9 protein-coding genes are annotated in these 13,961 nt (G+C 60.3%); 2 read left to right on the top strand and 7 right to left on the bottom strand.

Going from position 1 to position 13,961, the window contains the following annotated elements:
• Window positions 1-82: 82 nt before the first annotated feature.
• Window positions 83-1,252: a porin gene (locus AWB75_RS02205; protein ID WP_061122412.1), complete on the bottom strand. Its 1,170-nt coding sequence runs from the start codon at window positions 1,250-1,252 to the stop codon at window positions 83-85.
• A 444-nt stretch (window positions 1,253-1,696) separates the two neighbouring features.
• Here AWB75_RS02205 and AWB75_RS02200 point away from each other — a divergent pair, with 444 nt between their 5' ends.
• Window positions 1,697-2,632, top strand: a complete 936-nt coding sequence (locus AWB75_RS02200; RefSeq protein WP_061122411.1) for a LysR family transcriptional regulator — start codon at window positions 1,697-1,699, stop codon at window positions 2,630-2,632.
• Window positions 2,633-2,681: 49 nt separating this feature from the next.
• On the opposite strand, the gene AWB75_RS02195 is transcribed toward AWB75_RS02200, so the two are convergent.
• The 6 genes from AWB75_RS02195 to AWB75_RS02170 form a co-directional block, all read right to left on the bottom strand.
• The gene (locus AWB75_RS02195) at window positions 2,682-6,023 is read right to left on the bottom strand and encodes an ATP-binding protein (protein ID WP_061122410.1); all 3,342 of its coding nucleotides are present in this window, start codon (window positions 6,021-6,023) and stop codon (window positions 2,682-2,684) included.
• 204 nt (window positions 6,024-6,227) lie between these two features.
• Complete coding sequence (locus tag AWB75_RS02190; RefSeq protein ID WP_327218097.1) at window positions 6,228-6,911, bottom strand: response regulator transcription factor; 684 nt, start codon at window positions 6,909-6,911, stop codon at window positions 6,228-6,230.
• Between the two features lie 75 nt (window positions 6,912-6,986).
• On the bottom strand, window positions 6,987-7,667 hold the full coding sequence (locus tag AWB75_RS02185; RefSeq protein WP_061122458.1) for a response regulator transcription factor: 681 nt from the start codon (window positions 7,665-7,667) through the stop codon (window positions 6,987-6,989).
• Between the two features lie 124 nt (window positions 7,668-7,791).
• Window positions 7,792-8,541 carry a response regulator transcription factor gene (locus AWB75_RS02180; protein ID WP_235011928.1) on the bottom strand — a complete coding sequence of 250 codons (750 nt, stop codon included), beginning with the start codon at window positions 8,539-8,541 and terminating at the stop codon, window positions 7,792-7,794.
• A 349-nt stretch (window positions 8,542-8,890) separates the two neighbouring features.
• Window positions 8,891-9,418, bottom strand: coding sequence for a single-stranded DNA-binding protein (locus AWB75_RS02175; RefSeq protein WP_061122408.1), 528 nt, complete (start codon window positions 9,416-9,418; stop codon window positions 8,891-8,893).
• 121 nt (window positions 9,419-9,539) lie between these two features.
• Window positions 9,540-10,742 (bottom strand): MFS transporter, encoded by a 1,203-nt coding sequence (locus tag AWB75_RS02170; protein ID WP_061122407.1) that lies wholly within the window; start codon window positions 10,740-10,742, stop codon window positions 9,540-9,542.
• Window positions 10,743-11,060: 318 nt separating this feature from the next.
• On the opposite strand from AWB75_RS02170, the gene uvrA reads away from it, so the two are divergent.
• Window positions 11,061-13,934: an excinuclease ABC subunit UvrA gene (gene uvrA / locus AWB75_RS02165; protein ID WP_061122406.1), complete on the top strand. Its 2,874-nt coding sequence runs from the start codon at window positions 11,061-11,063 to the stop codon at window positions 13,932-13,934.
• Window positions 13,935-13,961: the final 27 nt, after the last annotated feature.

The raw sequence follows: 13,961 nt of genomic DNA, 5'->3' as shown, positions 1-13,961 counted from the left end.
CAACTCCGGACGAACCATTCGTCCGAAGTGTTACCCATGTCCTGGAACAGGTGTTACCCATGTCTCCGGTCTATACACACTTTTAGAAGCGGTGACGCAGACCCGTACTGAAGACGACCTGACGCGAACTCGTCGACGGACCAAACGTGCCGTTGTTCGAGATCCATGCCGCAGCACCGCCAGAACCCAATTGCGCTACGCTTTCGACGTAGACATCGGTGCGCTTGGACAGCGAATAGTCAGCCTGCAGACCGAGCTGGTGATAGCGGAACGTGTCAGCCGAATCGCCTGCGACTTCACTCTTGCCTTGGGAGTACGTGTATGCAGCACCAAGCGACAGAGCCGGAGTCAGCATGTAGCGGCCATTGACTTCGAAGTTGTTCACGTACGTCGAATTGTTGGCGAAGTACGTGTTATCCAGACGCGACTGAGTCCACAGAACACCGAACGTCATTGCATCGAAGGAGTAACCGGCACCAGCACCGAACGTGCGCAGACGGCGGCCGGCAACTGCAGCCTCGCCATTGTCATTCAACGTAACATACTGGTTGCCAACGACTGCACCACCCTGATTGGTCGGCGAATTCACGCCATTCGCTTGCATATAAGCGAGACCGAATTTGAACGGACCATTGGCATAACCAGCGCCGAGGCTGTATGCACGATTATTGCTGAAATTTCCGCCTTGGTTCGAGAAGCCATACAGCGCGCTCGCGGAGAAGCCGGCGTAGTTAGCGGTCTCGTACTTGACAGCGTTTGCAATGCTGAAATTGCTGTTCAGGTTATCGTTGCCGCCGATATGACCGAAATAGGTGCCGCCCCACGTACCTGCCGCGCTAAGCGGAGCCAGGTAGTCAATGGTCGAGTCGTATTGACGACCCAGCGTGACCGTGCCGAACTGCGAGGAGGACAGGCCGACGTAAGCTTGGCGATTGAAGAGCGCGCCGCCGTTTGCGAGCGAGCCATTGCCCAGGTTGAAGCCGCTCTCCAACTTGAAGATGGCCTTCATGCCGCCGCCCAGATCCTCTGCGCCACGCAGGCCCCAAAGGCTCTGCTGCACGTTGCCGCCGGTCATGCCGATGAAGGTGCCCTTGTTCGAATCGCGGAACTCATTCTGATTGAACACGTTATTCACGTAGGTGAAACCGGCGTCGACCACGCCATACAGGGTGACGCTGCTTTGCGCGCTCGCAGCGGTTGCGAACGATGCGGCCAGTGCTGCGACTGCCGTTACGATCAGATTCTTTTTCATGCGAATTCCTTTGAGAGAGCCTTGCGACTCGATGGGTTGCTTCAGCCTGAACGCCTTTCGAGTGGGGAATCTTCTGATTCACTCGCTTGCCTCAGCACCGATAGACGGCGAAGCAAAGTTTATTGGCCTGTTTTTTTGAGAAGACGATCGCGATAGCACAAAATTCTTTTCGAACAATTCGAAAAGTACATTTTTAATACGGAAAAACGCTTAGGTTACCTATAGTTACGGACGATCAGAGCACGCATATCCTTGAGCGCAGCAGCAGAACAGTTGCACACACGCGACAGTGCCTTATGTGCCACACCCTATAACGTTAAGAACCGTCCGATTCGCGCGTTGAAACCTAACCTTTAAAATCGCGCACGCGTAGCAGTTCGTTGCGCTTCGCACGCAACCGTCGTCATGGCGCGTTCATCGAATACTTCTCCAATCGGTTTTTGCATGAACCAACTCCACGCGATGCGTGTCTTTCTCAAGGTTGCGGACACCGAATCATTCGGCCGCGCTGCCGCCGCGCTCGACTTGTCGAACGCCGTGGTCACGCGCTACGTTTCGCTTCTGGAAGCGCACCTAAACACGCGCTTGCTGAACCGCACGACACGCAGCGTCTCACTGACCGAAGCCGGACGCGCCTATGCGGACGGCTGCCGTGCAGTGATCGAGCAAGTCGAAACGATCGAAGCTTCCATTTCGAACAACTCCGCCGATCCGTCCGGCTCGCTCAAACTCGTCGCATCGGCCTCTTTTTCCCTGCTGGGTCTCACGCCGATGCTGCGTGCGTTTCACGAACGCTATCCGGGCGTGAAACTGCGCCTGTCGTTGTTGCATCGCCCGGTCGATATCGTCGCTGAAGGCTTCGATGTAGGTATCGTCGTGCCTCACTTGGTCAGCAGTGGAACGCTCATCAATCGTCCGCTGTTCAGGGTCGCCGCCGTGCTCGTGGCATCGCCGGAATATCTGTCGCGGCAAGGCACGCCCGTTCGCCCCGCCGCCCTCGCGACGCACGACTTTCTCGCGCCGTCCACTGAAATCCACGGGTCCGCGTGGTCGTTTATCGGGCCCACGGGCGCGTCGGAAAGCGTCGTGCTCGATCCAGCCTATTCCGTCAACAGTTCGCCGATGCTCCGGCAAGCGGCCTTGTCAGGAATGGGAATCGCCGTGGTGCCAGAAAGTCACGTGACGCAGGACATCGAAAGCGGAGCGCTCGTACGGCTTCTGCCCAACTACGCACTGAAGGATGCCGACAAGGAAGTGTCGATCGTCTATCCCGGACGCAAGCACGTGCCTGCCAAGACACGCGCGTTCGTGGACTTCGCGCTGACTTTCTTCCGCGACAGCGAGTCGGCCAGCGAGAGTCTCGAATCGTCGATCGACTGAAATGCGCGATGCGGCCGCCTGTGCGCCGCATCGCATCTGGTGGACGGATCTAAAGTATCGTGGCGCCCTGTGCGTCGATCCGATCGAGCAGGTGTTCACATCGCGCAATGAGCGCCAATCCTTCACGATGACGCGTTTCCCGCGACTTCTTCGATAGATCATGACGGAAGTCTTCGAGCGCCTGAATCAGCGGTCGATACTGCAACACACTGGCCGCCCCGATCACGCGATGATGCCAGTCGCGCAGATCGTCGACCGTGCCGCGCTCGAGCAATCGCGCAAGCACGACGAGATCCTCGCGGAACGACGACACGAACGCATCCAGCAGCGCCTTTACTGTCGATTCACTGCCCCATAGTTGCGCCATCGCGCTCAGATCAAGTTCGTCTGCATCGCGTGCCGGCTCGGCAGCAATTTGCTGCGAGTGCGCGTCGGAAACAGGCACGGCGCTATCAGTGGCCCACCAGCGGTTCAGGTGCTCGCGCAACGTTGCAAGGCGAGTAGGCTTGACGAGGCAGTCGTCCATGCCGGCTTCGCGGCATCTGTGCAACTCGTCGGGCGCGGTGCTTGCCGTGATGCCGAGAATTGGCAAACGACGCGACGTCCCGGCTTCGTCGGCCCGGATGCGGCGCGCGAGCTCGTAGCCCGTCACGTTCGGCATGTGACAGTCGGTGATGAGGAACCCGTAGCGCGTATACGTCAGCGCCGTGAGCGCCTCGGCGCCATCGTGCACGACGTCGCAGGCAAAACCGAGCAACGATAGCTGATGGCGAATCAACTCCTGATTCACCGGATGATCTTCGGCCACGAGCACGAGCCTGCCGCGACGCAATGCGTCTTCCCGATCCGGCGCCGCCATCTTCGTTTCCGGCCCGAGCGTCACGCCGGATGCGATCTGCGGCATGCCTGTCAGCGCGGCGACGCATGCCGCGCCGAGTCCGTGCCATGAGATCGGATTGACGCTCACACGGATGTCGTCTTCGAGGATCCGATAACCGGTGGGCTTCGGCTTCTCGGTCACGTGAATCACGCGAGAGCCGAGTGGCGACGGGCTCTTGTGCGCATCGCTCGAAAAGACGATATCGACGTCCTCGAGTGAGTGAGGGCCCTTCCGCGCAAATTCGCCGGGAGCATGACGCTGCAATGCGAGACCAAGCGCTTCGCCGTAGTGCATCAGCGCCGCCGCGACGCGATCGTCGTCGATCGCGACGATGCCTCGCTTACCACGAAGCCCCTCGATCTGGTAATTCAAGGTTTCGACGGGCATCGTGAGGCGAACGGCCATCGAGGTTCCGACGCCGATTGCGCTTTCCAGACTCATCGATCCGCCCATCAACTCGACGAGGCGATTGCAGATTGTCAGTCCAAGGCCGGTGCCACCGAAGCGCCGCGTCGTGGATGTCTCTGCCTGCACGAACGGCTCGAACAAGCTCTGCTGCGCCTCGGCGGCAATGCCTATTCCCGTGTCCTTCACAGACAACTCGATCACCTGCTCGCAGTCGCGTTGCTCGACTGCGCGAACGAGGAGCGCCACTTCGCCCTTGATCGTGAACTTGATCGCGTTGCTCATCAGGTTGAAGAGAATCTGCCTGAGACGCACGCTGTCGCCTCTGACGGTCGCGGCCACTTCCGGCGCCACGTCGACGCGCACGCGCAAGCCTTTTTCGTGCGCTCGCCCGGCGAGCAGGCCGACGGCGCTATCCACCAGTTCGCGCAGATCGATAGAGGTAGACTCGATCGCCAAACGCCCGGCCTCGATCTTGGAATAGTCGAGAAGGTCATCGAGGATTTGCAAAAGTGCGCTCGCGGAATCCTGAATCATGCCCAGCATCTGCGACTGGTCGGGATTCAGCCGTGTGTTCTCGAGCACTTCGACGAGCCCCAGGACGCCGTTCATCGGCGTGCGGATTTCGTGGCTCATCATTGCCAGGAAATCGTCCTTCGCGCGCGACGCGGCTTCGGCGGTGTCGCGCGCGCGCGCGAGTTCGTCTGCGCGGGCATGCTCCACGCTGGCATCCGCCCAGTATCCACTCCACACGACGGCGCCCTCGTCTTCGCGATGCGCGACGAGATCAGCGCGAATCCAGCGCGTGACGCCATCGATAGTCGAACGGAATTCGGTATGCAAGGGCTCGAGCGTGCGCGCCGACGTCTCGATTTCGCCGAGCAGACGGGCGCTGTCCTCGGCGTGAACGTGCGTCAACGCGTGAATCGGGTCATCGGCGAGCGCTGCAACGTTGAGTCCGAGCAATTGACGCGTATCGCCATCGATATACGGAAGGCTGTATGTGCCGTCATTCGCGCGTCGCAACTGGAACACGACCGCGGGCAGCGAGCGCGTGACGTCGTGAAGACGCCGCTCGGTCTGGCGCGCGCGCGTTTCGGCGTCGCGGATATCGGTGATGTCGATCATCGTGCCGACGACGCCCGCGCGCTCTCCATTCGACGCCGTGAACGCTCCAGTCCAGAAGAGGCCGCAGCGCGCGTGATTCTCTTCATCGCGGAATTCCGCTTCGACCTCCTGCCGCTGGCCCGTAATCAGCGTCATGGCCGTCAGTTCGTGGAGCACACGACTATGTTCCGCGCCCCACGCGGCCACCTCGAGGCTCGTACGCCCAAGAATGTCTTCGCGCCGCACGCCGAGCGCCCCTTCGAAGGCGCGATTCACCGCGACGTAGCGATTGTGCATGTCCTTCGCGACGAGCGGATACGGCACGACCTCCATCATGGTTTGCTGGAAACTGAGCTGCGTGCCGAGGCGCTGCTCGGTCTCCACACGCCGGTTCATTTCCTGTTGCAGACGGATGAAGGCGCGAAGCGTTACGAACAGCACCGCGGCAATGCCGATGAGGGCCGGCAGCAGGCGCAAGGCCGTGATGTTCCAGACCGTGGCAACAGAATCACCGTTCTGGGCAACGAGGGAGTTCGATTCGGGGATTTGCGAATACGCCCGCTTGATCAATGAGTCGAGTGGGTGTAATTCGGAGCGCATGGCGTAATTCAGGCGTCCCGGCGGGCTCGACGCCACGATCATGTCGATCTCGCCACGCTGAAGTGCCGATGCCGCCTTGGCCCAATCGTCGAAGCTTTTTGCATCGAACGTCACGCCCAGCGACTTCTCGATTTCCGCGAGCGCCACTCGCGGCGACTCGAGCGACGCGTCCGTGGACCCGTCTCCCTCGATCACGCCCACGACGATTGGTTTCAGCGTGTGCAGATAGCCGCGCTCGGAATCGTCAAGCTCGAATGTGGCCGTTGCGCTATTCGTATCTGTGTTGGCCGCGACGGTTCGCAGCGCGGCGCTGGCCTGCGTGTCCGGCTCGGCGGCGTGACAATAAAGCGGCGCGAAAAGCCAGAGAAGAAGCAGGCAACGCGCGAACAGTGATCTCAATTCGAACCCCTAAAATGCGGGCCGACGCTTGCAACGACAGTTGCTTCGCCGGCTGAGCAAGACCGCGGGATGCCATGTGCATCCGCGCTTCGTGCTTGCCTGTCGAAGGCTAGTCGCTTGAGTCTGAGGCGCAACGCATCGAGATCGAATCAGAACCGTCCCAATTTGCTCCGAAATTTAACGGGGCCATTAGGAGACACAGGTTCAGATCAAGCCGACCTGCTGCAAATAGCTGACAAGTTCCGTTTCGCTTTCGAGTCCGAGTTTGCGCATGCCGCTTCGTTTCTGCGTGGCGATCGTTTTTCGGCTTCGTCCGAAGTGATCCGCGATCTCATGAACCAGCAGCCCCTGGGCATAGAGCTGGAACACTTCCCACTCGCGCCGGCTCAGCACGCCCGCGCGCGCAGGCGAAGTAAGCGGCAGGCTCCTCACCGCCGCCTCGACGCACGGCGAAAGAAAGCAGCCTCCCGCCTCGACTTTGGAAATCGCGTCGCCCAGACATTCGAGTCCGTCGCGTTTGTCGATGACGCCGTCCACGCCGATTTGAACAAGCCCCGCCAGCATTCGTGTCTGGGAAAGCATCGTGAGCACGATGACTTTGGGTCTGCGTTCCTGCCACGACAAGCGCTTGAGAAACGAGATGGAACTGTTTTCGCCGTCGATGCCGCGCATGGCGATGTCCGAAAAGACGAAGTCACACGGTATGGTATCGACTGCGTCGGCGAGTTCCAATGTGTCCCGCGCAGTGGCGACGACACGGACCGCGCCATCACGCTCCAGAAAGCTTTGTATTCCTTTAACGACAACCGGATGGTCGTCGGCAACGATCGCTCGTAGCGGCGTTTTCGTTCTCATTTTCTTATGCGTTATATGGAGACTATCCGGCACACGTCAGTCATAAATCGATTGAACGTTGTCTCGTTGCCGGCTCCGGAAAACTACGTGTCGCGCCTTCGAGGCGATCTATATCAAACTGCTGTCTGCGATGAATCGATACAAATCAGTGTCCGTCGACAGATCCAGCTTTCGCATCGCCGCGCATTTTTGTGCGCTGATGGTCTTCACGCTGCGCCCGAGTTCCCGCGCAATTTCGGTGACGTTGGCCCCTCGTGCATAGCGCTCGATGACTTCCAGTTCGCGATTCGTGAGCCTCTGCCGAATGAACCGCGCGTGGCTTTCAGCATCCGCCAGGGCCAGCAGGCGGCGTACGGCGGGTCCGAGATAGGTCTCGTTGGCGATGACAGAAACAATGGCGACGTAAATCAGGTCGAGCCGGTCCTCCTTGCTGAGGAATGCATGGGCCCCCGCTTCAAGCGCCTGCTTGACGAGCGCTGCGTCGTCGTTGCGTGACAGGACGACGATGCGAACCTCCGGATACTGCCTCGCGATGTGCTGGACCAACTCGATTCCGTCGCCATAGCGGCCGCCCGGCATGAAGAAATCGATGATGGCTACGTCGCATTCGTGCCGCGCGAGCGACTCGTCGAGTTGTGTGGAGTTCGTGTTCCGACTCACGACTTCGACGTTGGGAAAATGCCCGGCAAGCCTCTCGATTGCGAGGATGACCAGCGGGTGGTCATCCGCTATGGCCACTTTTATCCGTTTGGCGTGCGAGAACACACGGTCCTCGTTCTCGAATTCCATCGACTCCAACCTCATTGCTTTCCGCGAACTCAAATCAACATAAAGGGGTGAAACGCAAGCATCGGATACCGAATCATTGAGACACATAAGACGCATCCGAATTTGTATACGTAAAGTCTAATAATCAGCCAAGTCCGCGCGCGCGGACAAATGCGAACAGTCCCGGATCATTCCGAACCCCGAGCTTGTTCATGGCATCGCGCTTCTGACGACTGATGGTCCGGACGTCGCGCTCGAGCTCTCTCGCGATCTCCGTAATCGAATGCCCTTTGGCAAACAATCGGACGACCTCGATCTCTCTGGGCGAAAGACGCGGCTCTTCCGACGAAAACTCGGTCTCGGTACCAGCCTCCGCAAGCGCTGCGACAAACGACGCGCTCACGAACCGCCTTCCGACGCACGCGTGCCGCACAGCCGTCGCCACGAGCTCGATCGGCTCCGCCTTGTTGACGAGGCTGATCGCGCCCGCGTTCAGAATCGAACGCAGTATCGCGACATTGCTTACGCTGGTCAGAACCACGATGCTGATATCCGCGTAATCCTGACGCACCTGGCGGATGAGCCGAAGCCCGTCATTTGCGTCCACGCCCGCTTCGGGCATGGCGAAATCCGTGACCAGCACATCGCACGGCGTGGTAGCGAGTTCAGCGAGCAAACTGCTCGCGTTGTTCGCTTCACCGACGACTTCCATTCCGTCGTCGGCCGCAAAGAGCGCTTTCATCCCCAAGAGAACAAAAGGATGATCGTCAGCCAATATTATTCGAAGCTTCAAGAGGGCCCCCGGTTGATTGTTGGTCTTGGTTCGCTTGTCGAAATGCGGGCCGAAAAACGCGGAATGTCCTTCTGCATTCCTAAACCCTGACTCATATCTCAAACGGCGTTTAGCGAAGCTCGATAAACAAACTCATCCAACGCGCCTAAGTCAATGACGACAAGCAATTAAATATCGCTTTTTAATTCTTGAATATTAATTCAAAAATAGAATGCGAATATTTCGCAGACCATAGGAAAAATCCGATTAGCCTTCGGCGCACTCTCAAACCTCTGAATCGAGGTCGAACTAGATCATCCATGCCACCCCGAGAGATTAATGTTTCGCGGCAAAAAAAGGGAGAGTGCGCGCGAGAATTCAGAAAGCGCCTTGCCGGAATGAAAAATGAGCCTCGGGCTTTAAAAGCCGGAGGCCCATCGATTGGGGCGATATGCGAAGTGTTGCCGGATCGTCAGAAGGGAATATCGTCGTCCATGTCGTCGAAACCGCCGCCCGCCGGAGCGCTCGGACGGCTCGAGCCGCCTGCGCCCCCACCGCTCGCGCGTCCGCCGCCGGCCGGGGCACGCCCGCCGCCGCCACCGGAACGCTCCATCGGGGCGCTACGGCTAAAACCGCCCTCATCGCCACCACCACCACCCGCGCCGCCGCGGCCGCCAAGCATCTGCATCTGATCAGCGACGATTTCCGTCGAATAGCGTTCCTGGCCCGATTGGTCGGTCCATTTACGCGTGCGAATGCGCCCCTCGATATAAACCGACGAACCCTTCTTCAGATATTCGTTCACGATCTCCGCGAGCCGGCCGAAAAACGCCACGCGATGCCACTCGGTGAGTTCCTTGAATTCGCCGGAGGCCTTGTCCTTGTAACGGTCCGTCGTCGCTAGACGAATATTGGCCACGGCGTCGCCGCTCGGGAGGTAGCGGGTTTCCGGGTCGGCGCCCAGATTACCCACGAGAATGACCTTGTTGACTGATGCCATGATTTCTCCGGTAAATTCCTTGCAAACTGTCAACCGTACGGTGCGATTGGACCGGTCCCCGTCTTTTAGACGTGGATTGGGCCGCGCCGTGCCGGTTCGATTCGATGATTCAACGATTTTCTCAGGCCGTGCGCTCGGTCTTCCGCGGCGGCGGCTTCATGCTCGCCGCGACGATGAGCCAGGCGAGCACCAGCGCGGAACAGGCGAAAAAGACCGCGCTCGGGCCATCGAGCTTCAGCAGCCAGCCGCCGATCACCCCGCCGAGCGCAAGGCCGATCGATTGCGTCGTGTTGTAGACGCCCGCCGCCGCGCCCTTTCTCGTGCCCGGTGCGAGCTTCGACACCAGCGATGGCTGGGACGCCTCCAGCACGTTGAAGCCGAGAAAGTACACGAACAGAATGGCGGCCACGGACCATAGCGTATGGGGAGCGGCGCCCAATAACAACTGGCCGATCAGGATAAGCCCGATCGCACTCAACATGACGCTCTTCATTTTTCCACGTTTTTCGGCTGCGATGATGGCCGGAACCATCATGACGAACGCGAGCGCCATTACGGGGAGGTAGATTTTCCAGTGCGACGCGACCGGCAGCCCGCCATCGACGAGAATACGCGGCACGACGAGGAAAAGCGCCGTCTGCGTGGCGTGCAGCACCAGCACGCCGAAGTTGAGGCGCAGCAATTCGACGTTGTGCAGCACCTCGGCGAAAGGCGCCTTGACGTGGACCGGATGCGCGGGCGGATCGGGCACGATCCAGAACACCACGCCCACCGCGAGGATGGACAGCACGCCGATTACCGTGAAAAGCCCGCTCATGCCGACCCAATGGAACACGATCGGCGCGCCGACGATCGCCACCGCGAACGACACGCCGATGCTGCCGCCGACCATCGCCATCGCCTTCGTGCGGTTTTCCTCGTGCGTCAGATCGGCGATGAACGCAATCACCGCCGACGACACCGCGCCCATCCCCTGAATGACGCGGCCCGCGATGATCCACGCCATCGAATGTCCGACCGCCGCGACGAAGCTGCCAAGGGCGAACACAACCAGTCCGAACGCGATGACCGGCTTGCGCCCGAACTTGTCGGAAACCCAGCCGTAGAAGATATAGAGCATCGACTGCGTGACGCCGTAAGCGCCGAGCGCGATGCCGACGAGCAGCACGTTGTCGCCGCCGGGGATGGTTTTCGCGTAGACCGAAAACACCGGCATGATCATGAAGAGCCCGAGCATGCGCAGCGCGAAGATGGCAGCGAGCGACACGGTCGCGCGCAGTTCCGGCGCGCTCAGACGTGTGGACGTGGCAGACGGATTGGACATCAGAAACGGGAAATGGATGAGGGTCGCGTCTGGCCTGGCCTGCGGCGCAGCCAGGCGCGGCCGCCTTGTTCTTGCTCGAAACGGCACTATATGGAACGCACGGCCCAAGCGCCGCACGTGGCGGCCGGCAAGTCCCCGCGCCGGCCGATCGACGCGCATCCGGCCCTGGGGCTCGGGCGCTGCGCCCTTTAAAAGTCGTTATAGTAGCAGGTTTGGCCCTCTCTCTTTCCGCCCGGCAGAGCCGACACGCCCCGCCAGAGCGAGAAAAAAGCCGCTGAAAACATCCGAAAGCATCCGAAAAAACGCCGGAACGAACTCGTGGAAGAAATTCGCATTCGTGGGGCTCGCACCCACAATCTGAAGAACGTCAATCTCGACTTGCCGCGCCACAAGCTGATCGTGATTACGGGGCTGTCCGGGTCGGGCAAGTCGTCGCTCGCGTTCGACACGCTGTATGCGGAAGGCCAGCGCCGTTACGTGGAAAGCCTTTCGGCGTATGCACGGCAGTTTCTGCAGTTGATGGAGAAACCGGACGTCGATCTGATCGAGGGTTTGTCGCCGGCCATTTCCATCGAACAGAAGGCGACTTCGCATAATCCGCGTTCCACGGTCGGCACCGTCACGGAAATCCACGACTATCTGCGTCTCTTGTACGCGCGCGTCGGCACGCCGTATTGCCCGGATCATCTGATTCCGCTCGAGGCGCAAAGCGTCTCGCAAATGGTCGACGCCGCGCTCGCGCTGCCCGAAGAGACCAAGCTGATGATCCTCGCGCCCGTCGTCGCGGATCGCAAGGGCGAGCACGTCGAATTGTTCGAGGAAATGCAGGCGCAGGGTTTCATCCGGTTCCGCATCCGCTCGGGCGGCGGCACGGCGAACGAAGGCGTCGCGAAAATCTATGAGGTCGATTCGCTGCCCAAGCTGAAAAAGAACGACAAGCACACGATCGACGTGGTGATCGACCGCCTGAAAATGCGCGCCGACGTGAAGCAACGTCTTGCGGAATCGTTCGAAACCGCGCTGCGCCTCGCCGATGGCCGCGCGATCGCGCTCGAAATGGACACTGACCGCGAAAAGCTGTTCAGCTCCAAGTTCGCGTGTCCGATCTGCTCGTACTCGCTGCCGGAACTGGAGCCGCGCCTGTTCTCGTTCAACAATCCGATGGGCGCGTGCCCCGAATGCGACGGCCTTGGCCAGATCACGTTCTTCGATCCGAAGCGCGTAGTCGCGCATCCGTCGCTGTCGCTCGCGGCGGGCGCGGTGAAAGGTTGGGACCGGCGCAACCAGTTCTATTTTCAGATGCTGCAAAGTCTCGCGGCGTTCTATGAATTCGACATCGACGCGCCGTTCGAAGACCTGCCTGAAAAGGTGCGCAAGATCCTGCTTTACGGCTCGGGCAAGCAGTCGATTCCGTTCTCGTACATCAACGAGCGCGGACGCGCATCGGTGCGCGAGCATGCGTTCGAAGGCATCATCCCGAATCTGGAGCGGCGCTATCGCGAAACGGATTCGGCCGCCGTGCGTGAAGAACTCGCGAAGTATCAGAACAATCAGCCATGCCCGGCATGCGAAGGCACGCGTCTGCGGCGCGAGGCGCGTTTCGTGAAAGTCGGCGCGGAAGAACAGGCGCGCGGCATCTTTGAAATCAGCGGCTGGCCGCTGCGGGATGCGCTCGGCTATTTCCAGACGCTGCGACTCGAAGGCGCGAAAGGCGAAATCGCCGACAAGGTGATCAAGGAAATCGTCGCGCGGCTCTCGTTTCTGAACAACGTCGGGCTCGATTATCTGTCGCTGGAACGCAGCGCCGAAACGCTTTCCGGCGGCGAGGCGCAGCGCATCCGCCTCGCGTCGCAGATCGGCTCGGGGCTTACGGGCGTGATGTACGTGCTGGACGAGCCGTCCATCGGGCTGCACCAGCGCGACAACGACCGCCTCATCGACACGCTCAAGCATCTGCGCGATATCGGCAATTCGGTGATCGTCGTCGAGCACGACGAAGACATGATCCGCATGGCGGATTACGTCGTCGATATGGGGCCGGGCGCGGGCGAGCACGGCGGCGTGATCGTCGCGCAGGGCACGCCGAACCAGGTGCAAAAAGACGCGAATTCGATCACCGGCCAGTATTTGTCCGGCAAGCGCACGATCAGTTACCCCGCCGAGCGCAACGCGCCGGACGAGCGCGTGCTGCGCATCGTCGAGGCGCACGGCAACAATCTGAAGCGCGTCACCCTGGATCTGCCGGTCGGACTGCTGACCTGCGTGACGGGCGTATCGGGCTCGGGCAAGTCGACGCTCATCAACGACACGCTTCAGCACGCGGTCGCGCAGCATTTGTACGGCTCGGCGACGGAGCCTGCGCCGTACGAGTCGATCGAAGGTCTGGAACACTTCGACAAGGTGATCGCCGTCGATCAATCGCCGATCGGCCGCACGCCGCGCTCGAATCCGGCCACCTACACCGGGCTTTTCACGCCGATCCGCGAACTGTTCGCCGGCGTGCCGGCGGCGAAGGAGCGTGGTTACGATCCCGGCCGCTTCTCGTTCAACGTGAAGGGTGGACGCTGCGAAGCCTGTCAGGGCGACGGCGTGCTGAAGGTGGAAATGCACTTTCTACCGGATGTCTACGTACCCTGCGACGTGTGTCACGGCAAGCGCTACAACCGCGAAACGCTCGAAGTGCAGTACAAGGGCAAGAACATCAGCGAAGTGCTGGACCTGACGGTCGAGGCCGCGCACGAGTTTTTCAAGCCGGTGCCGGTGGTCGCGCGCAAGCTGAAAACGCTGCTCGACGTCGGCCTGGGGTACATCCGGCTAGGCCAGTCCGCGACCACGCTGTCGGGCGGAGAGGCCCAGCGCGTCAAGCTTTCGCTGGAACTGAGCAAACGCGATACCGGTCGGACGCTGTATATCCTCGACGAGCCGACGACCGGTCTGCACTTCCACGACATCGCACTTTTGCTGGAAGTGATTCATCGGCTGCGAGATCAGGGTAATACTGTCGTAATCATCGAGCATAATCTCGACGTGATCAAAACCGCCGACTGGGTGATCGACCTCGGTCCGGAAGGCGGCGCGGGCGGCGGGCAGATCATCGCGCAGGGGACGCCAGAGCAGGTCGCGAAATCGAAGGCGAGTTTTACCGGCAGATATCTGGCACCCTTGTTGCAACGAGCTAAATCGGCGGCCTGATCCACGGCGCCGGCCTCGTGCACCGGG

It is taken from the genome of Caballeronia catudaia (assembly GCF_001544755.2).
Taxonomy (GTDB): domain Bacteria; phylum Pseudomonadota; class Gammaproteobacteria; order Burkholderiales; family Burkholderiaceae; genus Caballeronia; species Caballeronia catudaia.
This window is presented reverse-complemented; position numbering and strand designations above follow the sequence as displayed.